The sequence below is a fragment of the Pseudomonas sp. TH07 genome, from assembly GCF_016651285.1.
In the GTDB taxonomy this organism is placed as follows: domain Bacteria; phylum Pseudomonadota; class Gammaproteobacteria; order Pseudomonadales; family Pseudomonadaceae; genus Aquipseudomonas.
Genome location: NZ_JAEKED010000001.1, coordinates 1,409,043 through 1,430,844 on the forward strand (window position 1 = coordinate 1,409,043; position 21,802 = coordinate 1,430,844).

General features: G+C 65.4%; 16 protein-coding genes. 10 read left to right on the top strand and 6 right to left on the bottom strand.

Annotation, left to right across the window (positions count from 1 at the left end; translation table 11 throughout):
* Position 1: 1 nt before the first annotated feature.
* The 6 genes from tagF to tagH form a co-directional block, all read right to left on the bottom strand.
* Complete coding sequence (gene tagF / locus JFU57_RS06745) at positions 2–655, bottom strand: type VI secretion system-associated protein TagF (protein ID WP_201128594.1); 654 nt, start codon at positions 653–655, stop codon at positions 2–4.
* Positions 652–4,155, bottom strand: a complete 3,504-nt coding sequence (tssM, locus tag JFU57_RS06750) for a type VI secretion system membrane subunit TssM (RefSeq protein WP_078470438.1) — start codon at positions 4,153–4,155, stop codon at positions 652–654. Before tssM ends, tagF begins: the two co-directional genes overlap by 4 nt.
* Positions 4,152–5,477 carry a DotU family type VI secretion system protein gene (locus tag JFU57_RS06755; RefSeq protein WP_078470437.1) on the bottom strand — a complete coding sequence of 442 codons (1,326 nt, stop codon included), beginning with the start codon at positions 5,475–5,477 and terminating at the stop codon, positions 4,152–4,154. The genes tssM and JFU57_RS06755 overlap by 4 nt, the downstream gene beginning before the upstream one ends.
* 6 nt (positions 5,478–5,483) lie before the next feature.
* A complete protein-coding gene (tssK, locus tag JFU57_RS06760) occupies positions 5,484–6,818 on the bottom strand; it encodes a type VI secretion system baseplate subunit TssK (RefSeq protein ID WP_020294506.1) in 1,335 nt (444 codons plus the stop codon).
* Positions 6,819–6,833: 15 nt separating this feature from the next.
* Positions 6,834–7,343: a type VI secretion system lipoprotein TssJ gene (gene tssJ / locus JFU57_RS06765; RefSeq protein WP_201128595.1), complete on the bottom strand. Its 510-nt coding sequence runs from the start codon at positions 7,341–7,343 to the stop codon at positions 6,834–6,836.
* A 61-nt stretch (positions 7,344–7,404) separates the two neighbouring features.
* Positions 7,405–8,940 (bottom strand): type VI secretion system-associated FHA domain protein TagH, encoded by a 1,536-nt coding sequence (gene tagH / locus JFU57_RS06770; RefSeq protein ID WP_201128601.1) that lies wholly within the window; start codon positions 8,938–8,940, stop codon positions 7,405–7,407.
* 392 nt (positions 8,941–9,332) lie between these two features.
* On the opposite strand from tagH, the gene tssA reads away from it, so the two are divergent.
* The 10 genes from tssA to JFU57_RS06820 all read left to right on the top strand — a co-directional run bounded on the left by tssA (position 9,333) and on the right by JFU57_RS06820 (position 21,794).
* On the top strand, positions 9,333–10,355 hold the full coding sequence (gene tssA / locus JFU57_RS06775; protein WP_078470434.1) for a type VI secretion system protein TssA: 1,023 nt from the start codon (positions 9,333–9,335) through the stop codon (positions 10,353–10,355).
* An 81-nt stretch (positions 10,356–10,436) separates the two neighbouring features.
* The gene (gene tssB / locus JFU57_RS06780) at positions 10,437–10,952 is read left to right on the top strand and encodes a type VI secretion system contractile sheath small subunit (protein ID WP_078470433.1); all 516 of its coding nucleotides are present in this window, start codon (positions 10,437–10,439) and stop codon (positions 10,950–10,952) included.
* 15 nt (positions 10,953–10,967) lie between these two features.
* The gene (gene tssC / locus JFU57_RS06785) at positions 10,968–12,461 is read left to right on the top strand and encodes a type VI secretion system contractile sheath large subunit (protein ID WP_078470432.1); all 1,494 of its coding nucleotides are present in this window, start codon (positions 10,968–10,970) and stop codon (positions 12,459–12,461) included.
* Positions 12,462–12,585: 124 nt separating this feature from the next.
* A complete protein-coding gene (locus tag JFU57_RS06790; protein ID WP_078470431.1) occupies positions 12,586–13,074 on the top strand; it encodes an Hcp family type VI secretion system effector in 489 nt (162 codons plus the stop codon).
* Between the two features lie 167 nt (positions 13,075–13,241).
* A complete protein-coding gene (gene tssE / locus JFU57_RS06795; protein WP_201128603.1) occupies positions 13,242–13,757 on the top strand; it encodes a type VI secretion system baseplate subunit TssE in 516 nt (171 codons plus the stop codon).
* On the top strand, positions 13,754–15,613 hold the full coding sequence (gene tssF / locus JFU57_RS06800; RefSeq protein ID WP_078470429.1) for a type VI secretion system baseplate subunit TssF: 1,860 nt from the start codon (positions 13,754–13,756) through the stop codon (positions 15,611–15,613). Before tssE ends, tssF begins: the two co-directional genes overlap by 4 nt.
* Entirely contained in the window at positions 15,577–16,629 is a 1,053-nt protein-coding gene (gene tssG, locus JFU57_RS06805; RefSeq protein WP_078470428.1) for a type VI secretion system baseplate subunit TssG, read from the top strand. Before tssF ends, tssG begins: the two co-directional genes overlap by 37 nt.
* A complete protein-coding gene (gene tssH / locus JFU57_RS06810; RefSeq protein ID WP_201128605.1) occupies positions 16,622–19,303 on the top strand; it encodes a type VI secretion system ATPase TssH in 2,682 nt (893 codons plus the stop codon). Before tssG ends, tssH begins: the two co-directional genes overlap by 8 nt.
* A gap of 97 nt (positions 19,304–19,400) precedes the next feature.
* Positions 19,401–21,344, top strand: a complete 1,944-nt coding sequence (locus JFU57_RS06815) for a type VI secretion system Vgr family protein (protein WP_078470426.1) — start codon at positions 19,401–19,403, stop codon at positions 21,342–21,344.
* 15 nt (positions 21,345–21,359) lie between these two features.
* Positions 21,360–21,794, top strand: a complete 435-nt coding sequence (locus JFU57_RS06820) for a DcrB-related protein (protein ID WP_078470425.1) — start codon at positions 21,360–21,362, stop codon at positions 21,792–21,794.
* Positions 21,795–21,802 lie beyond the last annotated feature (8 nt).

Genomic DNA, 21,802 nt, shown 5'->3' on the forward strand with positions numbered 1-21,802 from the left:
GTTAGACGGCACCTTCTTGTCCGAGCAGAAACTGCGCGAAATCATTGGCTGGCGGCAAACCCGGGCAACGCAACAGCATCGGGCTGATGCTCTGCGACCCACGGCCCCACCAGAAACTCATGCCCTCGCAAGCTTGGGCCGCGAGCACGGCGCCGCGCTCCCGAGGCTCGCTGACGGCAAATTGCTGCAAACCGGCAAAGCAGCTGCCCGGCACTTTCGGCGTCGCAGCGGGGGCTGGCAGGTCCTGCATCGCCTGCTCCAGGGCTTCGAAACTGGCGTCTTCATCCAGGGTGCCCAACAGCAACTCCTCGACGTGCTCGAACCACAGGTCCGGGCCCACCACCAGGGACGCCAGGTCGCTGTCGTGATCGAGCAGGGCCGCGATGGTCAGGGGGAAATAGCGCCCGACCCGGTCGATGCTCGGCATCACCACGCCAACCGCCGCCTGGGCGCCACACACCCCCGGCGCCAGGGCGAAGCGCCACAGCGGGCTGACCAGATAGGCATTGAGCCACTCGCTGCCCAGGGTCTGCTGGCTGGCCAGCAACCCGGCCGCCAGCCAGCTGTCCCAGGGGCCGATAAAGCCCTGGGGCAAGCCGCGACTGACAAAGTCGCCCCGGCTGGCCAATTTGCCGTAGAAGCCCTGGGTCGTCATAGCCGCTCCGGCAGGCTGAAGCCGCTGAGCACACGGCTCTTGAACGGGTTGAAGGCGCTGTTGGCGCGCAACTCGTAGGAGATGCTCGCGCCATCGATGCGCAGCCGCAGGTTGAAACGGTCCGGCGAATTGCCAGCGGTCAGGTCCGACTGCTCCAGCAGGCGGAACCAGGCCCAGGGGCCGTCCAGGGTGACGCCGGAGCGACCGTTGGCCGACGGCGGCATGATCGACAGCCGCACCACGCCGATGCTGCCCGGGTTCGGCCACTGCATGGCCACCGGCCGGCTCGGGCCGTGGTCATAGCTCAATTGCTGGCCGTCGAGGTCGAGCAGGAACTGGCTGATGCTGGCGTCCATTGCCACCGGCTTGAGTTCGAAACGCACCGCTGGCGAGGTGCCGCCGGAACGGAAGAACGCATCACGAATGCTCGCCGCGCGCTGGAAGGTCTGCAGCACGCCCGGGGCAATCCCGAGCTTCTGCGCCGCGCCCGGCTGCCAGCGCCAGGTGGCCGCGGAGGTGTCGACGTAGGGTTGCAGGTACTTGCGGAAGTAGTTGTCCATCACCCCGCCCACCCCGAAGAACTGGCCGAAGTCATCCAGAGTGGCGTCCCGCGCACTGCCGGGCGACATCGGATAGCGCCCGCTCAGGGACTGGCGATAAACGTTCACCACCTCGCTGACCCAGGCCGCGTTCAACTGGTTGCGCACGCCGCCCATCACCGTATTGGTGGTGGAGGTGACCACCGACTTGACCAGCCCCTGGACCAGCGGCGGCTGGCGCTCGGCGGTCAGGCTGACCCGGTTGGCCGCAGCGCTGGCCTGGTTTTTGGCCTCGCCCAGCAACGCGTCGCCGCTGGCACCGACCATGGCGCTGACCTGCACATACAGCGCGTTCATGTCCGCCAGCAGGCCGTCGATGGCCGCCGGTTCACCTTCACCCTTGGTCACCAGGCTGTTGAGGTCGGCAAAGTGCGTGCTCACCGGGTCCTCGCTGGCCGCCGCAGGCTGGGTGCCGGCCGCCTGCTCCTGGCCCAGCAGCGAACCCAGGCGTTGCTTGAGCTGGTCGACGCCCCCGTCGACCTTCTGGCCCTGGGCGGCGATCAGGCGTTCTTCCTGCTGCAGATCGGTTTCCTTGGCCACCGCCACCAGCAGCTTTTTCAGCGGCGAGGTCGGCCCGGAGATGATCCGCAGCACGTCGGCGGCCTGGGCCACGCTGGTGATCGGGACAAAATCGATGTCCGCCAGCAAGGCATCCCACTGGCGCAGGTAGTCCTGGAAATACAGGCGACGCACATCCGCCGCCAGGCTGGCGACGTTCTGCTGGTCGGCCTGGTCGCGGCCCAGTACCCACTGCTCTTCCGCCAGGGTGCCGGCCTGATTGAGGCTGGCCAGGAGGAAGCCTTCGCGGTAACCCTTGGCCGTGAACAGGCCGCTCAGGGGTTCGCCCAGGGGCTTGCCGCTCTTGCGGGTGAACACCAGCGCGGCATCGCGCCCGGCGGCGTCGCTGAGGCGGAAGTCCGGCACGCTGGCCGGCAGTTTCTGGCGCTTGACCCGGTCATACACGCGCTGGGCCACCGGCAACTGCTGCAACTGGCGACGCAGGTCGTCGATCAGGCGCTGGTCCAGGCGCGCATTGGGCGGGTGTTTGTCGAACAGGGCCTTGAGGTGCTCGGTCAGGGCCAGGCGCTGCTCGGCCGGCAAGTCCCGCGGCAGGCTGCGGTCCCAGTCCAGGGCGATCCAGGCCTTGATGAAGTCCGGGTCGTAATGCTCGCCGTCGGCCAGCATCAGGTAGGCCTTGAGGCCTTCGTAGAGGAAGTCCGAATTGCCGCCGCTGTGCAGTTGCTCTTCGATCCGGGTCAGCAGGCGCGGGGCGAATACGGCGATCAGCAGCTTGCGGTAGACGCTGCCGGACTCGGCTTCCAGCATGTCGCCCTGATACAGGCCCAGGCCTTCGGCCCAGCCTGGCGCATCGTCGGACAGGTGCTTGACCGCATTGAGCAGCGGCAGCACCGCCAGCACATCGCGCTGGGCCGGGCTGAGGTTCTGCACCACCGGGCCCAGCGGCGCCAGGCGCTGGTCGACCTGGGCAATGTAGGCCTGGTTGGCACGGTAGCTGATCCACCACAGGGTGCTGACCACCAGCACCAGGGCCACGGTCGCGGCCAGCACGCCACGGGCGATCCACTTGCGCCGGCGCTCGACCTTGGGGTTGACCCCGACCAGGCCACGCTCGGCAAAGGCTACGGCGGTGAACAGTTTTTCGATGAAGTAGCTGCGGCCGGTGCCGGTCTGGCGGGCCAACTGCTGGCGGTCCAGGTTCATGCTCTGGGCCATGCTGCCGATCAGGCGATCGATGGGGCTGCCTTCCTGGGTGCCGCTGGTGAAATACACCCCGCGCAGCAGGACCCGCTCTTCGAAGGCATTGGGTTTGAACACCCCTTCGAGGAAGCTTTGCAGGCAATCCTTGAGCGCCCCGAACTGCTGCGGGAAGCCGTAGATCAGGTCACGCCGCGCCGGGTCGCGTTCCTGTTGCAGGCGCTCGACCAAACGCTCGTTGAGGCGCTGTTCAAGGCCGGCGAACTCGCTTTGCAGGTGCGCCAGCGGGCTGTCGCCACTCTTACCGTCGTCCAGCTCGAAGGTCATGCCCCAGACCTGGGCCCGCTCTTCCTTGCTCAGGGAGTCAAAGAACTCCATGAACCCGGGCACCAGGTCGAGCTTGGTCAGCATCAGGTAGATCGGGAAACGCACGCCCAGCTCGGTGTACAGCTCCTGGATCCGCGAACGGATCGCCGCCGCGTGGGCCGCCCGTTCGGCGTCGCTGCCCAGCAGCAGGTCGGACAGGCTGATGGCGACGAAGGCGCCATCGATCGGGCGCCGCGAACGCTGGGTTTTCAGCAGGTTGAGAAAGCCCAGCCAGGCCGCCTTGTCCACCGTGGCGTGGCTGTCCTGGGTGGTGTAGCGCCCGGCGGTATCGAGCAGCACGGCCTGGTCGGTAAACCACCAGTCGCAGTTGCGGGTGCCGCCAACGCCGCGCACGGCACCGGCCCCCAACTGCGCAGCCAGGGGAAAGTGCAGCCCGGAGTTGACCAGCGCGGTGGTCTTGCCCGAGCCCGGCGGGCCGATGATCACGTACCACGGCAGCTCATACAGGTTGCGCCGCTCATCGCCGCCAAGCTTGGCCTTTTTCAACAGGGCCAGGGCTTCGTCCATGCGCTGGCGCAGGCTCGCCAGCTCTTCGGCGGTGGCCACGCTGTCCGGGTCCGGCGGGGTGTCGGCGGCCAGGCTTTGCAAGACCTTGGCCGCATGACGCCGGGCCTGGATGATGCGAAACACCCGGTAGGCGATCCACACCGCGAAGATGAAAATGATCAACCCCCAGCGCCGACCTTCCGGCACCAGGGCTTCGAGCAGCGGCCCGATAAACCAGATGATCAGGCTCAAGGCGATCAGGCCCAGCAGCGGGATCACCCAGCGAATCACAAAACTGAAAAACGCCTTCACTCGACCCCCTCCGCCAACACAGTGATTTCTACCCGACGATTACGCGCACGCCCTTCCGGGGTGGCGTTGGACGCCAATGGCTCGGTGTCGCTGCGGCCCTCGGCGCTGAAGCGCTCCGGTTGCCCGGTCTTGGCCGCCAGGATCTGCAGCACCGACTCGGCACGGGCCTGGGACAGCTTCCAGTTGGACGGGAAGCGCAAAGTGGCGATCGGCCGGTTGTCACTGTGGCCGGTAACCCGCACTTGGCCCTTGACCTTGCGGATGGCGTCGGCGATGCGCAGCATCAGGGGCTGGTAGTCATCGACGATGCCGGCGCTGGCCGAAGCGAACAGTTCGTCGCCACGGATGGTCACAATCGAGCGGTCGACGGCGTCTTCCACCGCCACCCGCCCGGCCTTGATCTCATCGGCAAGAAAGCCCGCCAGGCGCGGACGTTCCACCAGCTTGGGCTGAATCACCGGCCGGTCGATGGCCTGCACCGGGATCTCGCCCAGGGCATGAATATTCTTGAACACCGGCTCGGCATCCGAAGCCAGCTTCATGCGCAGGCCGAACAGCAGCGCCAGCAGCAGCGCCAGGCCGATGGCCACGCCCACCCAGGGCGGCATGAATTGCGCCAGGCGATCACGGGCCACGCTGACCCCACGCCAATGGGGCGACAGCTCGCGCTCGTGTTCGCCACGGGCGCTGCGAATGGTCGCGGCCGTGCGCTCGCGCAGGGCCTCGAGCTGGCTGCGGCCGTCGTTCATTACCCGGTAGCGCCCTTCAAAACCCAGGCACATGCACAGGTACAACAGCTCCAGCAGGTACAGGCGTTCGCGCGGGCTTTGCAGGCAGTGCTCCAGCAACTGGAAGACTTTCTCGCCGCCCCAGGCTTCGTTGTGCACGGTGATCAGCAGGCTCTGCTTGCCCCAGTCGCTGGTGCTGCCCCATGGCGTGCTCAACACCGCTTCATCGAGGGCGGTGCACAGCGCATAACGCGCCAGCAGCACATCGTTGCGCGCCACACCGGCGGCCTCGGCACGCTCCTCGAACTGGCGCAGGTAGGCCAGCAGTTGTGCGCGCAGGCTGGCTGGCGCCGGGTGGGCAATGGTGCTGCGCAACCGGGTCAACAGCGCCAGCAACGGGCCGGCGGCGCTTTCCAGCGGGTTGAGGCCCCGGGCCTGGCCGGTCAGCGGCGGCGCGGCCGGCATGGCCAGGGGCTGGGCCGCAGCAGCGGCCGGCCGGGAGCTGTCCGGGCCACGGCCACCGGGACGCGGCATGAACTGGGTACGGTCGTTGGCGGCAGACGGCTGCCCTGGCGAATCATCGTTGGGATGCATCGCGGTTTATCCTCGGATGGCCCAGAAGGCCAGGTTCAAGCCCGGAAATTCGCCGGCCACGTGGAACGCAAAACCACCGGAATGGATCAGCTGTTTCCAGTGTTCGCTGCCACGGTCGAGTTCGTAATAGGTCGAGCCCGCGTGGTACGGCAGCTGCCGCGGCGCCACCGGCAGCGGCAGCAGGCCGATCCCCGGCAGTTGCAGGTTGACCAGATCGCGGATGTGCTCCACCGAGCCGACCTTGCTCTGCTGGGCGAAGCGCCCGCGCAGGGTTTCCCCCGGCACATCGGCCCGCACCACCAGGATGAAGCTGGCGTTGTCGATCAGGGTCTTGTCCGCCAGCATCGCCACATGCACGCCGTAGGCTTTCTCGACAATCGGAATCGGCGTCGCCTTGCTGTCGATCAGCATCGACAAGGCTTCGCGCAGCGCCTGCATCACCGGGGCGAAGCTCGCCGCCAGTTCGTCGTGCTGGTACTGCGGGTACTCGGCCGGGCGCCGGCCGGCGCTGGAGAAGGTGGCAAATTCGCCGGCCAGGCCTACCAGCTCGCTGTACAAGCGCTCGGGGTGCAGCGGGCTGAGCTGGGCCAGGTGCGCCACCAGCGGCTGGGCGCGGTTGACCAGTTGCAGCAGCATGAAGTCGGCAATTTCCGAGGCACCGCCCGCCCCCGAGGCCACTACTCGCCCGGCCAGGGCTTCGCCACGTTGATGGAGCAGGCCCAGCAGTTCGCTGCGAAACGCGGTCAGCGGTTTCGACGCCGCCACATCCAGCACCGGCGGGATGTAGCTGTCATCGAGGATCAGTGCACGGTCGGCACGCTTTTCCTTGACCCGCACCAGGCCGATGGCGGCGTAGTCGCTCAGGCCGTCCTGCACCGTCAGCAGGCGCAAGGCGCGGGAACCGACGGCCACCGGCGCACGGTTTTCGAACGGCGCGTTGTCATCACGCACCTCGCGCACCTGGCTCAGGTAGCGCGCAGCGCCCAGCTCTTCACCTTCGTCGACGGTGTCGCGAGCGCCGGCGCGCTTGAGCGGCAGGGCCAGGTACACCAGGCCATCGCGCAGGCTGTCGTCAATGCTCAGCGGGCTCGGTGCCAGGTCGTCATGGGGGATATTGAACGGCGTGCCGTCGGGCAACAGGCCGCGCGCCGAGACAATCGCCAGCTTGCCCTGGGCCAGCAGGCCCTGGTCGATCAGCAGCTCGGAGAAGCCCCAGGCACCTGCGGACAACGGCCGGCTACGGGCATCGATTAGGTTTTCCAGGTAACGGTCATGCTGCTGGAAGTGCTGGGTTCCAATGAACATGCCTTCCGACCAGACCACGCGATTGTTCCAGGACATGGTTGCTCCGATTGCCTATTGGGCAGGGCTGGATGGGGACGCCGCGACCACACCGCGAATCGCGCGGGCATCGAGGCTGATCTGATATTCGGTGCGCTGCCTTGGCGGCACATTCATCACCGCGCGCCATTGCGCCCGGTCCACGTCGCGATAGCCCACCAGCAGGCCGATCTGGCGTGTGGCCGGGTCGAGGGTGCGCTCCAGGTTCAACTGGTCACCGGGCTGGATCAGCACTTCGTCCTGATCGATCAGGTCGGCGCCCAGGGTCGCCTGGGCCCGCTCGGCCAGGGCGAAGTAGTCGGAACGGGCGAAGGTCGCCGGATTCTTCAGCTCGAACAGCCGCACCCGCACCGGGGCGGGCACCCCGTCAGGCCCAGGGTTGAGCCCGGGGGAGGCGGAAAAATGCAGTTCGATGGTGGCCGTGGTGAGCGCATCCGGTGCCGCTTCGGCGGGGGCGGGTGCCTCATCCTTGGCACATGCCGCAAGCAGCAGCATGGCGACCAATGTCAGAAATCGTTGAATCATCCTGCGTCCTCAATGACGTATCAGCTGTCCGTGAATCCGTGTTTGCTGGGTTGGGTCGCGCTCAGGAGCGGCGTACCCGGCTGGTGTGTTCTTCGTAGGCGCGGCTGAACTCCCGACCGAACAGGTCCTGGAAGTCGTCCTGGGCCTCGCGGGAAATCTGGCTGTAGAGCGCGGTGAACTGCTGCCAGTACTGGGCCTGGCGCGAGCCGCTGAACAGGTTGCTCAAGCCCCCGGGCTTGCCCATGCGCGCCTCCAGCTCGGTGGGTTCGAAACGCTGCAACAGGTGCTTGATCGCCGCTTCTACCCCGGCCATCACCGCCAGTTGGTGGGCGCGCAGATCGTCGAAGCTGTCCTGCACCGCCTGGTCCGGAGCCATGAACGCCTGCTTGCTGTGGCGCAGCATCAGCAACATGGCTTCATCGACATTCGGCGCGAATTTGAGCGGGTTGTTTTCCACCGGGCGGATCATGGTCTGCTGCATGCGGAACTCGCCCTTGAGGCTGCTGCGGGCCCGCAACACATCGATCAGGCCCTCGACCATCAGCCGGTAGCTGCGGCCGATGCTTTCCATCTGCGCCTCGGCCTGCTCCTTGTCGATACGCAACTGGTCCAGGCCGGCACCGCGCAGAAAAGCCTGCAGCAGATCGGCCTGGGGGCTGGCGGCAACGGCGGCGGGCACCGGCTCGGGCACGGGTGCCGGCGCAGGGGCCGGCACGCTGACGGGCGGCTCGGGTTGCACCACCGGCGCCACGGCGACTGCCACGGCCACCGGAACCACCTGCAACTGGGGCTGAGGCGGCGCCGCCGGCGGTTGGGCGGGCGCCTGGATCTGCGGTTGCGGTTGCGGTTGCGGCGCCAGACCGGTCGGCAGTGGCGCGATCGGTTCCAGGGGCGGCCATTGCACGGGGGGTTCGCTGCGCGGCAGCGGGGTGTCGGCAAACAGGTCCCAGTCTTCCGGGATCACCGAAGCCGCCACCGGTGGTGCGGGCGGGGCTTCGACCACAGGGGCCGGAATGCTGGTGGGGCTTGGCGGGCGGAAATCATGCTGCTCGGCCGGCACATGGTCGGGCTGGGTGGCAGGCGGCGTGGCCGTGGGGCTCAGGAAATCGAACAGGTCGGGCATGGTGTCCAGCGCCGACCCACCCTGGAAGTGCGCCACCGGCGCGCTCGGAATAATCGGCGCGGCACTGGGCAGCGGCTGTTGCCGCCCCATCAGGGCTTCAAAACTGTTGGATGAATCCACCGCGAACGGCTGGGCCTGGGCGCTGTTCAGGTTGAAGTCGATACGGGCACTGATTTCGTAATCGCCGATGCGAATGACCTCGCCATCCTGCAAGGGCTCGCTATTGCCACGGCGCAGACGAATACCGGCGTTGAGCAACTCCACGCCGTTAGTGCTGTTATCGGTTAAATAATAACGACCGTCCTTGTATTGAATAGAGCAATGTCGCGCCGAAACTAAACGCTCAGGATCGGGAAGTACCCAGTCATTATCAGAGGCACGGCCAATTGATATCACGCCACGATCCATTACTTTCTCGGGGCATTGACCTGGGGTGATCTTGTGATAACTAGTGATAGTCAAACACAGCGACATCTCGCCTCCTTGCTGGGTGTTTCGCCTGCGAACCGGGTACGGGGAAAAAGTTCCGTAAAAAACCGGCAAACTTTGAAAAAATCCTTTCAATGCCGGTTTTACCAGCACGTTCACTTAATTTGCCCGCCCCAGGTGACAGAACGCCGCTCACCGTCCCTCACACTGACCCAATAGTCAGGTCAGGATATTGGAGACTTATCACTGTCATGCGGGGCGAATAGCTTACCTTGACAAGCCACAAGTACTACACCAAAAATGCACAACTTCTTGAATACGGATGATGGCTTACTAATATCAGTGAGTCTATATAAGCAAGAATGTGCTGCAGTTCACAAAGAACTTCCGCGCTAATTGCCTGACTGTCCCGCAGGCTGATATGGAGATCGAAACAGGTGGATGTGCCAATGCTGCTCGCCGCAATTTCCGAGACTTCGCCTTGTGGTGAAGACCTGGAATATGACGCGGACTTTTTGCACCTGGAGCGGGCCGCACAAGGCCAGCCCGAGCGCAGCATGGGTGATTCGATCCTGCCTGCCGAAGCGCCCGATTGGCGCAGCGTCCAGCAGCAGAGCCTGGACCTGCTCGCGCGCAGCAAAGACCTGCGCATCGCCCAACTGCTCCTGCAAAGCAGCCTGGCCCTTGAAGGCCTGCCGGGCCTGGCCACGTCCCTGACCCTGATCAGCGAACTGCTCCTGCAGTACTGGCCGCACCTGCACCCGCGCCTGGATGCAGACGACAACAACGACCCCACGGTACGCATCAACGCCCTGGCTGGCCTGACCTCGGACGCCACCGTGCGCCTGCTGCGCGAAAGCATCCTGACCCGCTCCCGCGCCTTTGGCCCGGTCAGCCTGCGGGCGGCGTTCAACGCCAGCGGCTTGCAGAGCTTCTCCGGCGAGACCCTGGGCGCCGATCACCTGGCCGGGGCCATGCGCGACAGCGACCCCGAGCAGCTGGAGCAGGTGCGCGCGGCCTTGAACCAGGCCCGCAGCGCCGCCGAAGCCATCGAACAACAGGTCAACGAGCAGGTCGGTTCGGCCAGTGGCGTCGATCTTTCGGCCCTCAAGCAGCCGCTGAAAATGGCCCTGCAAGTGCTCGGCCAGCACGCCCCGCAAGGCGTCGAGAGTGCGCCTGTGGCCAGCGCCGATGAGCCGGTGGCCGACGCCCCCGGGCAACCGCTGGCCGTGGCCGCCGTGCCCCGGGTGTCGGGCGAGATCGGCAACCGCGACGACGTGCTGCGCAGCCTCGACCGGCTCCTGGCCTACTACAGCCGCCATGAGCCTTCGAGCCCGCTGCCCGTGCTGTTGAACCGGGCCAAGAACCTGGTGCACGCCGACTTCGAGTCGATCGTGCGCAACCTGATTCCCGATGGCATGTCCCAATTTGAAAACCTGCGCGGCCCCGAAAGCGACTAACCACGCCCGGAGCAAGCAGTCCCGTTAACGGCAACCACCGATGACGCCAACACCGTCGCAGTAGCGACCAGGAGCAGCAACGTGGCGAAGCAAAGTTCTCAGAAGTTCATCGCGCGCAACCGTGCGCCCCGCGTGCAGATCGAGTACGACGTCGAACTCTACGGCGCCGAGAAAAAGGTCCAGCTGCCCTTTGTCATGGGTGTGATGGCCGATCTCGCGGGCAAGCCGGCCGAGCCCCTGGCGGCGGTTGAGGATCGCAAGTTCCTGGAGGTCGACGTCGACAACTTCGACTCGCGCCTCAAGGCCATGCAGCCGCGCGTCGCGTTCCATGTACCCAACGAACTGACCGGCGAAGGCAACCTGAGCCTGGATATCACCTTCGAAAGCATGGACGACTTCAGCCCGGCCGCCGTGGCGCGCAAGGTCGACTCGCTGAACCAACTGCTCGAAGCCCGTACCCAGCTGGCCAACCTGCTGACCTACATGGACGGCAAGACCGGTGCCGAAGAAATCATCATGAAAGCCATCAAGGATCCGGCGTTGCTCCAGGCCCTGGCCAGCGCGCCAAAGCCTGCGGACTCCGAGCCGAACGCTTAATCAGGACTTACGATCATGACCGAATCGATGCGTGACAATCAGTCCCAGCCCGCCGGGACCGAGCAGGCCAGCGAATTTGCCTCGCTGCTGCTGCAAGAATTCAAACCCAAGACCGAGCGTGCCCGCGAAGCCGTCGAAACCGCCGTCCGCACCCTGGCCGAACAGGCCCTGGCGCAGACTGACCTGGTGTCCAACGATGCGATCAAGTCGATCGAATCGATCATTGCCGCCATCGACGCCAAGCTCACCGCCCAGGTCAACCAGGTGATCCACCACCCGGACTTCCAGAAACTGGAAAGCGCCTGGCGTGGCCTGCACTACCTGGTGAACAACACCGAAAGCGACGAGCAGCTGAAAATTCGCGTGCTCAACATCTCCAAGCCGGAGCTGCACAAGACCCTGAAGAAATTCAAGGGCACGGCCTGGGACCAGAGCCCGATCTTCAAGAAGATGTACGAAGAGGAATACGGCCAGTTCGGCGGCGAGCCGTACGGCTGCCTGGTGGGCGACTACTACTTCGACCAGTCGCCACCGGATGTCGAGCTGCTGGGCGAGCTGTCGAAAGTCTGCGCCGCCATGCACTCCCCGTTCATCGCCGCGGCCTCGCCGACCGTGATGGGCATGGGCTCGTGGCAGGAACTGTCGAACCCGCGCGACCTGACCAAGATCTTCACCACCCCGGAATACGCCGGCTGGCGTTCGCTGCGTGAATCGGAAGATTCGCGCTACATCGGCCTGACCATGCCGCGCTTCCTGGCGCGCCTGCCGTACGGCGCCAAGACCGACCCGGTGGAAGCCTTCGCCTTCGAAGAAAACACCGACGGCGCCGACAGCTCCAAGTACACCTGGGCCAACGCCGCCTACGCCATGGCGGTGAACATCAACCGTTCGTTCAAACACTTCGGCTGGTGCTCGCGGATTCGCGGCGTGGAGTCGGGTGGCGAGGTTGAAAACCTGCCGGCTCACACCTTCCCGACTGACGACGGTGGCGTGGACATGAAATGTCCGACCGAGATCGCGATCTCCGACCGCCGCGAAGCGGAACTGGCGAAGAACGGTTTCATGCCGCTGCTGCACAAGAAAAACACCGACTTCGCGGCCTTTATCGGCGCCCAGTCGTTGCAGAAACCGGCCGAATACGACGACCCGGATGCCACGGCCAACGCCAACCTGGCGGCGCGCCTGCCGTACCTGTTCGCCACCTGCCGTTTCGCTCATTACCTGAAGTGCATCGTGCGCGACAAGATCGGCTCCTTCAAAGAGAAGGACGAGATGCAGCGCTGGTTGCAGGACTGGATCCTGAACTACGTCGACGGTGATCCGGCGCACTCCACCGAAACCACCAAGGCCCAGCACCCGCTGGCGGCTGCCGAGGTGATTGTCGAGGAAGTGGAAGGCAACCCGGGCTACTACAACTCCAAGTTCTACCTGCGCCCGCATTACCAGCTCGAAGGGCTGACCGTGTCGTTGCGCCTGGTCTCGAAGTTGCCGTCCGCCAAGGGCGCGTAAACCGCAATAACCTGTCGCCGCTGCCCAGGTACGAGGCAGCGGCGGCAGCTCGGATCGAACGACGCAGTCTTCTGGCTACAGAAGCAGAACCAACATCGTGGCAAGTGCCACATAGGGAGAAAACATGGCTGTTGATATTTTCATCAAGATCGGTGACATCAAGGGCGAGTCCATGGACAAGGCCCACAAGGACGAGATCGACGTCCTGAACTGGAGCTGGGGCATGTCGCAGTCCGGCAATATGCACGTCGGTGGTGGCGGTGGCGCAGGCAAGGTCAACATCCAGGACCTGTCGCTGACCAAGTACGTCGACAAGGCGTCGCCGAACCTGATGATGCTCTGCTCCAGCGGCAAGCACATCGACAAAGTGCGCCTGACCGTGCGCAAGGCCGGCGGCGAAAGCCAGGTCGAGTACATGATCATCGACCTCGAAGAAGTCCTGGTCACCTCGCTGAGCACCGGCGGTTCGGGCAGCGATGATCGCCTGACCGAAAACATCACCCTGAACTTCGCCCAGGTGATGGTCGAGTATCAGCCGCAGAAAGCCGACGGCAGCAAAGATGGCGGCGCCATCAAGTACGGCTGGAACATCCGCTCGAACACCAAGCGCTGATTCCGTCTGCAGCGCTGCCACCGGTTGCCTTCGCAGCCTGTGGCAGCGGCTGCAGGGTTCGCTTCGAACCTGATTCCATGCCCCTCTCCCGCTCCGGTGCCTGAACCCATGGCTATGCCTGTCTCCATCACGTCATGCCCTCGCAACCCGACCGTGGAGCTGCCTCTGTGGTAAGCGAAATCGCCGCGCGCGACCGCCTGCAACCGTCCTTGCTCGATCGCCTGAGCGACGATGAACCGGGCAACCTCAAGGAAAGCGCCGACAAGCGTGTGCTGTCCCTGACCCAATTGAAGAATTCCGTGCTGCGCGACCTGACCTGGTTGCTCAACACCACCTCCCTGCTCGACGCCGACGCCACGCTGCACACCCCGGCCGGCACCTCGGCGATCAACTACGGCCTGCCGGCGCTGGCCGGGCACAGTGCGTCGAGCATTGACATCGCGGCCCTGGAAAGCCTGATCCACCAGGCCATCGCCACCTTCGAGCCACGCATCCTGCGCAACACCTTGCGCGTGCGGGCGCGAACCGCCCCTGGCGAGATGAACCACAACGCCCTGAGCTTCGAAATCGAAGGCGACCTGTGGGCCCAGCCGGTGCCCCTGCGTCTGCTGCTGCAGACCGACCTGGACCTGGAGTCCGGGAATGTGCGAGTGGTCCAGGCCGACCAGCGGAGGCGCCCATGAACCCGCGCCTGCTGGAGCTGTACAACCAGGAGCTGCACCACGTGCGCGAGAGCGCCGCGGAGTTCGCCAAGGAATACCCGAAGATCGCCAGCCGCCTGACCCTGTCGGGCATGGACTGCGCCGATCCCTATGTGGAGCGCCTGCTCGAAGGCTTTGCCTACCTGACTGCGCGGGTGCAGTTGAAGCTCGACGCCGAGTACCCGACCTTCACCCACAACCTGCTGGAAATCGCCTACCCGCACTACCTGGCACCGACCCCGTCGATGACCGTGGTGCAGATGCAGGCCGACCCGGACGAAGGCTCCCTGAGCGGCGGCTTCACCCTGGAGCGCGACACCACTCTGCGCGCCGCCCTGGGCCGCGACACTCAGACCTGCTGCGAGTACCGCACCGCCCACGCGGTGACGTTGTGGCCGTTGCAGGTCGCCAGTGCCGAGTACTTCGGCAACCCCTCGGCGGTGCTCGGGCGCCTGGCCGCCAGCGAGCCCAAGGCCAAGGCCGGGTTGCGCCTGACCTTGCGCACCGGTGCCGAGCTGCCGTTCAACAGCCTGGCCCTGGACAGCCTGCCGCTGTACCTCAACGGCAATGACGAACAACCGTTCCGCCTCTACGAGCAACTGCTGGGCAATGCCTGCGCGGTGTTTGCCCGCCAGCCGGGGGGCAACTGGGTCGAGCGCCTGCCGGCCGGGGCCTTGCGCTCCCGTGGTTTCGATGACTGCGACGCGGCCCTGCCCGTGGTGCCCCGCGCCTTCCAGGGTTATCGCCTGTTGCAGGAGTACTTCGCCCTACCCAACCGCTTTCTGTTCGTCGAATTCGCCGAACTGGGTCGCGCCGTGCAGCGTTGCAGCGGCCAGGAGCTGGAGCTGATCGTGCTCTTCGAGCGCCATGACCCCAGCCTGGAAAGCAGCGTCGGCGCGGCGCAGTTCGTGCCCTTCTGCACCCCGGCGATCAACCTGTTCCCCAAGCGCGTGGACCGCATCCACCTTTCGGACCGGGTCAACGAACACCACGTGATCGCCGACCGCACCCGGCCGATGGATTTCGAGATCCATTCCCTGAGCGCCATCAGCGGCCACGGCACCGGCCCGGAACAACCCTTCCTGCCGTTCTATGCGGTGCGCGACCCGTCGCGCTACGGCCGCGACCAGGCCTACTACACCTTGCGCCGCGAACCGCGGGTGCTGTCCAGCGACCAGCGGCGCAACGGCCCGCGCTCGACCTACATCGGCAGCGAAAGCTTCGTCAGCCTGGTGGACAGCCAGCAGGCGCCCTACCGCCACGACCTGCGCCAACTGGGCGTCAGCGCCCTGTGCACCAACCGCGACCTGCCGCTGTTCATGAACGTGGGCAACAGCAAGACCGACTTCACCCTGGCCGACAGTGCCCCGGTGCAAGCCGTGCGCTGCCTGGCGGGGCCCAGCCGGCCGCGCCCCAGCCACGCCCATGACGGCAAGGCCTGGCGCCTGATCAGCCAGCTGTCGCTGAACTACCTGTCGTTGAGCGAACAGGGCCAGGGCGCCGCCGCACTGCGCGAACTGCTGCGCCTGTACGGCGACAGCAATGACGCCGCCCTGCAATTGCAGATCGAAGGCCTGCGTGAAGTCAGCAGCAAGGCCGTGACCCGGCGCCTGCCGATGCCCGGGCCGATCGTGTTTGGCCGGGGCCTGGAGATCACCCTCGAATTCGATGAAAACGCGTTCCGTGGCACCGGGGTGTTTCTCCTCGGCGCGGTATTCGAGCGCTTCCTGGCACGCTACGTGTCGATCAACAGTTTTACCGAGACGGTGCTACGTACCACCGAACGCGGCGAGATCATGCGATGGAAAGCCAAGCCCGGACGCCGTCCGACTCTTTGAATACGCTGACGGCGATGCACGCCGAGCCCTGGGAATATGATTTCTTCCAGGCGCTGCGGCGTATCGAGTGTCTGTCGCCGCAGTTGCCGCGCTTCGGCCATTCCCTGCGCCTGGCGGACGACCCGCTGCGCCTTGGCCAGCAGGCCGACTGCAGCTTCGCCCCGTCCACCCTGGCGTCGGTAGAGCCTGGCGGCGACGGCGCCCCGGCGCGCCTGGAGCAGTTCTTCTTCGGCCTCGGTGGCCCCAACGGCCCGTTGCCGCTGCACATCACCGAATACGTGCGCGAGCGCCAGCGCAACAACGCCGACAGCACCAGCAAGCGCTTTCTGGATGTGTTCCACCACCGCCTGCTGAGCCTGTTCTACCGGGCCTGGGCCGAGGCCCGGCCAACCGTCAGCCACGACCGTCCGGACGACGATTACTGGTCGGCGCGCCTGGCCGCCCTCAGCGGGCGCGGCATGCCGAGCCTGCTCAAGCAGGGGCTGATCCCGGACACCGCCAAGCTGCACTACAGCGGCCACCTCGCGGCCCAGACCCGTTACCCCGACGGCCTGCGGGCGATCATCGGCGAGTATTTCGGGCTGCCGGTGCAGATCGAGGAATACGTCGGCCAGTGGCTGGAGCTGCCCGAGCGCAGCCGGGTCGGGGTCAGCGCGAATCAGCTGGGGGTGGATTTCTGCCTGGGCAGCCACGTCTGGGATCGCCAGCACAAATTCCGCATCCGCCTCGGGCCGCTGTCCCTGGACGCCTACATGGGCATGCTCCCCGACGGCCAGCAATTCAAGGAACTGGTGGCCTGGGTCGCCGAGTACCTGGGGCACGAACTGGACTGGGACCTGAACCTGGTCCTGGAGCAGGCGCAGGTGCCCGCGCTGCAACTCAACGGTCGCTTCCGCCTGGGTTTCAACACCTGGCTCGGCCAACCCGGCAAAGACGCCGATGACTTAATTCTGGCCCGGCACTACGCCGAACTGGCCACTACCTCACGCACATCAAGGAGCACAGAGCATGGGTGAAATCAGTCGCGCAGCGCTGTTCGGCAAACTCAACAGCGTCGCCTACAAAGCCATCGAAGCCGCCACCGTCTTCTGCAAACTGCGGGGCAACCCCTATGTGGAGCTGGCCCACTGGTTTCACCAATTGCTGCAATTGCAGGACTCGGACCTGCACCGCATCGTCCGTCAGTTCAACCTGGAGCCGGCGCGCCTGGCCCGCGACCTGACCGAAGCCCTGGACCGCCTGCCGCGCGGCTCGACCTCGATCACCGACCTCTCGTCCCACGTCGAAGAAGCGGTCGAGCGCGGCTGGGTCTACGGCAGCCTGATGTTCGGCGAAAGCCAGGTGCGCACCGGCTATCTGGTGATCGGCATCCTCAAGACCCCAAGCCTGCGCAACGCGCTGCTGGGGCTTTCCAAAGAGTTCGACAAGATCAAGGTCGAAGCCCTGAGCGAGCGCTTTGACGAATACATCGGCGATTCGCCGGAAAACGCCCTCAGCGCCAGCGACGGCTTCAATGCCGGCGCCGTGCCCGGCGAAGCCAGCGGCGCCATGGCCCCGAGTGCCCTGGGCAAGCAGGAAGCGCTCAAGCGCTTTACCGTCGACCTCACCGAGCAGGCCCGCAGCGGCAAACTGGACCCGATCGTCGGCCGTGATGAAGAGATCCGCCAATTGGTGGACATCCTCATGCGCCGGCGGCAGAACAACCCGATCCTCACCGGTGAAGCCGGTGTCGGCAAAACCGCCGTGGTCGAAGGCTTTGCCCTGCGCATCGTCGCCGGCGATGTGCCGCCGGCACTCAAGGACGTCGAACTGCGCAGCCTGGACGTCGGCCTGCTGCAAGCCGGCGCCAGCATGAAGGGCGAATTCGAACAGCGCCTGCGCCAGGTCATCGAAGACGTCCAGGCCTCGCCCAAGCCGATCATTCTGTTTATCGACGAAGCCCACACCCTGGTCGGTGCCGGTGGCGCCGCCGGCACCGGTGACGCGGCCAACCTGCTCAAGCCGGCCCTGGCCCGTGGCACCCTGCGCACCGTGGCCGCCACGACCTGGGCCGAGTACAAGAAACACATCGAGAAAGACCCGGCCCTGACCCGCCGCTTCCAAGTGGTGCAAGTGGCCGAGCCGTCGGAAGACAAGGCGCTGCTGATGATGCGTGGCGTGGCCTCGACCATGGAGCAGCACCACCAGGTACAGATCCTCGACGAAGCCCTGGAGGCCTCGGTCAAACTCTCGCACCGCTACATTCCGGCGCGCCAGTTGCCCGACAAATCCGTGAGCCTGCTGGACACCGCCTGCGCCCGCGTCGCCATCAGCCTGCACGCGGTGCCGGCCGAGGTGGACGACAGCCGCCGCCGGATCGAAGCCCTGGAAACCGAGTTGCAGATCATCGCCCGCGAACACGCGATCGGGGTCAACATCGGCACCCGGCAAAGCAACAGCGAGGGCCTGCTGAGCGCCGAACGCGAGCGCCTGGCCGAGCTGGAAAGCCGCTGGGCCGAAGAGAAAACCCTGGTCGACGAATTGCTGGCGACCCGCGCCACCCTGCGTGAACGCGCCGGCGTGGTGGACAGCGATGACGGCAGCGAAGACAGCCACGCCCTGCGTGAAAAACTGGTCGACCTGCAACAGCGCCTCAGCGCCCTGCAAGGTGAAACCCCGCTGATCCTGCCGACCGTCGACTACCAGGCCGTGGCCTCGGTGGTGGCCGACTGGACCGGGATCCCGGTCGGACGCATGGCGCGCAACGAACTGGAGACGGTACTCAACCTCGACCAGCACCTGAAGAAACGCATCATCGGCCAGGACCATGCCCTGCAGATGATCGCCAAGCGCATCCAGACCTCCCGTGCCGGCCTCGACAACCCGAGCAAGCCGATCGGCGTGTTCATGCTGGCCGGCACCTCCGGCGTGGGCAAGACCGAAACCGCCCTGGCCCTGGCCGAAGCCATGTACGGCGGCGAGCAGAACGTCATCACCATCAACATGAGCGAGTTCCAGGAAGCCCATACCGTGTCCACCCTCAAGGGTGCCCCGCCGGGCTATGTGGGCTATGGCGAAGGCGGCGTGCTGACCGAAGCGGTACGGCGCAAACCCTACAGCGTGGTGCTGCTGGACGAGGTGGAAAAAGCCCACCCGGACGTGCACGAGATCTTCTTCCAGGTGTTCGACAAGGGCGTGATGGAGGACGGTGAAGGCCGGGTGATCGACTTCAAGAACACCCTGATCCTGCTCACCACCAACGCCGGTACCGAGCTGATCGCCCAGGTCTGCAAGGACCCGCAGAACATCCCCGAGCCCGAGGAAATCGCCAAGGCCCTGCGCCAGCCGCTGCTGGAAATCTTCCCCCCGGCCCTGCTCGGGCGGCTGGTGACCATTCCGTACTACCCGCTCAGCGACGACATGCTCAAGGCCATCACCCGCCTGCAACTGGGGCGGATCAAGAAGCGCGTGGAGAACACCCACAAAGTCGCCTTCGACTTCGACGACGAAGTGGTCGACCTGATCGTCTCGCGCTGCAGCGAGACCGAAAGCGGCGGACGGATGATCGACACCATCCTCACCAACAGCCTGCTGCCGGACATGAGCCGCGAGTTCCTGACGCGCATGCTCGAAGGCAAGCCAATGGCCGGGGTGCGCATCAGCCAGCGCAACAACGAATTGCACTACGCGTTCAGTGACGTGGGGGTTTGAGCGCAAGGGGATGTTGCTACGGACTGTAGCCGCCACCGAACGGGGCCCGAGCCTCGCGGTAGCGGCTACAGATCAATTGCCTCTAACGAGATAAACCATGTTATTCACGCAATCCACACGGCTGGCACAGATCAGCAGCCCCTTGGGGCCGGATGTTCTGCTGCTGAAAAACATGGGCGGCGGCGAGGAGCTGGGGCGCCTGTTCGACTACGAGCTGCAACTGACCTCGAACGACGCCGCCATCGACCTCAACCAGCTCCTGGGCAAGCCCATGAGCCTGAGCCTGCAACTGAGCGACGGTGGCGAGCGGCACTTCCACGGCATCGTTTCCCGGTGCAGCCAGAATGTCGACCTGGGCCAGTTCGCCAGCTACCAGGTGACCCTGCGCCCCTGGCTGTGGCTGTTGAGCCGCACCTCCGACTGCCGGATTTTCCAGAACCTGAGCATCCCGCAGATCATCAAGCAGGTGTTTCGCGACCTGGGTTTCTCCGACTTCGAAGACGCCCTGAGCCAGCCTTATCGCGAGTGGGAATACTGCGTCCAGTACCGGGAAAACAGCTTCGACTTCGTCAGCCGGCTGATGGAACAGGAAGGCATCTACTACTTCTTCCGCCATGAAAAAGACCGCCACGTGCTGGTCCTGGCCGATGCCTACGGCGCCCACAGCACCGTGCCCGGCTACGACTCGGTGCCCTACTACCCGCGCGACGAGCAGCAGCGCGAGCGCGACCACATCTTCGACTGGCACCTGGCGCAGGAAGTCCAGCCCGGCTCCCTGGAACTCAACGACTACGACTTTCAGCGCCCCAGCGCGCGGATCGACGTGCGCTCAGCCATGCCGCGCCCGCACACCGCCGGCGACTACCCGCTGTACGACTACCCCGGGACCTACGTCCAGAGCCAGGACGGCGAACACTACGCGCGCACCCGCATCGAGGCCCTGCAAAGCCTGCACGAACGGGTCGAACTCAGCGGCAACGCCCGCGGCCTCGGCGCCGGCCACCTGTTCAGCCTCAGCGGCTTCAGTCGCCAGGACCAGAACCGCGAATACCTGATCGTCGGCGCGCGCTACTACATCGTCCAGGAAAGCTTGGAGTCGGGCGGCGGTGGCGGCGGCGCGCAGTTCGAAAGCGGCCTGACCTGCATCGACGCCCAGCAAAGCTTCCGACCCCTGGCCGACACCCACCGGCCCGTCGTCAAAGGCCCGCAGACCGCCATCGTGGTCGGCCCCAGCGGCGAGGAAATCTGGACCGACCAGTTCGGCCGGGTCAAGGTGCACTTCTACTGGGACCGCCACGACCAGTCCAACGAAAACAGCTCCTGCTGGATCCGCGTCTCCCAGGCCTGGGCCGGCAAGAACTGGGGCTCGATGCAGATCCCGCGGATCGGCCAGGAAGTCATCGTCAGCTTCCTCGAAGGCGACCCCGACCGCCCGATCATCACCGGCCGCGTGTACAACGCCGAGCAGAGCGTGCCCTACGACCTGCCCGCCAACGCCACCCAGAGCGGCATGAAAAGCCGCTCGAGCAAAGGCGGCTCCCCGGCCAACTTCAACGAAATCCGCATGGAAGACAAAAAGGGCCTGGAGCAGCTGTACATCCACGCCGAGCGCAACCAGGACATCGTGGTCGAGGTCGATGAAAGCCATTCGGTGGGGCATGACCGGAACAAGAGCGTGGGCCGTGACGAAACGGTCACCATCGGCTCGACCCGCCTGCGTGCGGTGGGGGAACTGGACATCCTGGTGGTCGGCGGCAAAAAGACCGACAGCATCAGCCAGAGCTATGTCATCGAGGTCGGCGAGAACCTGCGCCTGGTCTGCGGCGAGAGCGTGCTGGAATTGAACGCCAGCGGCCAGATCAACCTCACCGGCAAACAGATCAGCTTCTATGCCTCGGGCGATGCCGAATTCAACACCGGCGGCGTGCTGCACCTGAACAACGGCGGCAGCGCCGGCGCGAGCCCGGAAGGCCAGGGCATCAAGGGCAGCATCGATGCCAGCGTCAACGCCATGTTTCCCAAGCCCAAGGGCAACCCCTAACCAGAGCCCAGCGCCATGTCCTATCGCCTCAACGAATTCCAATTCGCCCTGCCGCCCAGCGAGCTGCTGGACGCGTCGATCAATATCCTCAAGTTCCCGGAGCTGGGCACCTCGCTGATCGTCAGTCGCAGCCTGCTGGCCGAGGGTGAAACCCTGCAAGGCAGCTTCGACAGCCAGTTGAAGAAACTCGAACAACAGGTCCAGGAACTGCGTTACCAGCCCGGGGTGGCGGTGCGTGTCGGCACGGCGCAAGAGGTCGATGCCCTTGAGCTGCGCAGCCAGTTCAACAAGGGCAATGAGCGGGTGTTCCAGTACCAGTTGGCCCTGGTGCTGCCGGGCACGCGCAAGATGCTCGCCCTCAGCTACGTCAAGGCCCAGCCCCTGGGCGATGCCGATGCCGCGCACTGGGCCAGCATCAAGGGCTCCCTGAATTTCGACGGACCTCAGTGACGAGCGCC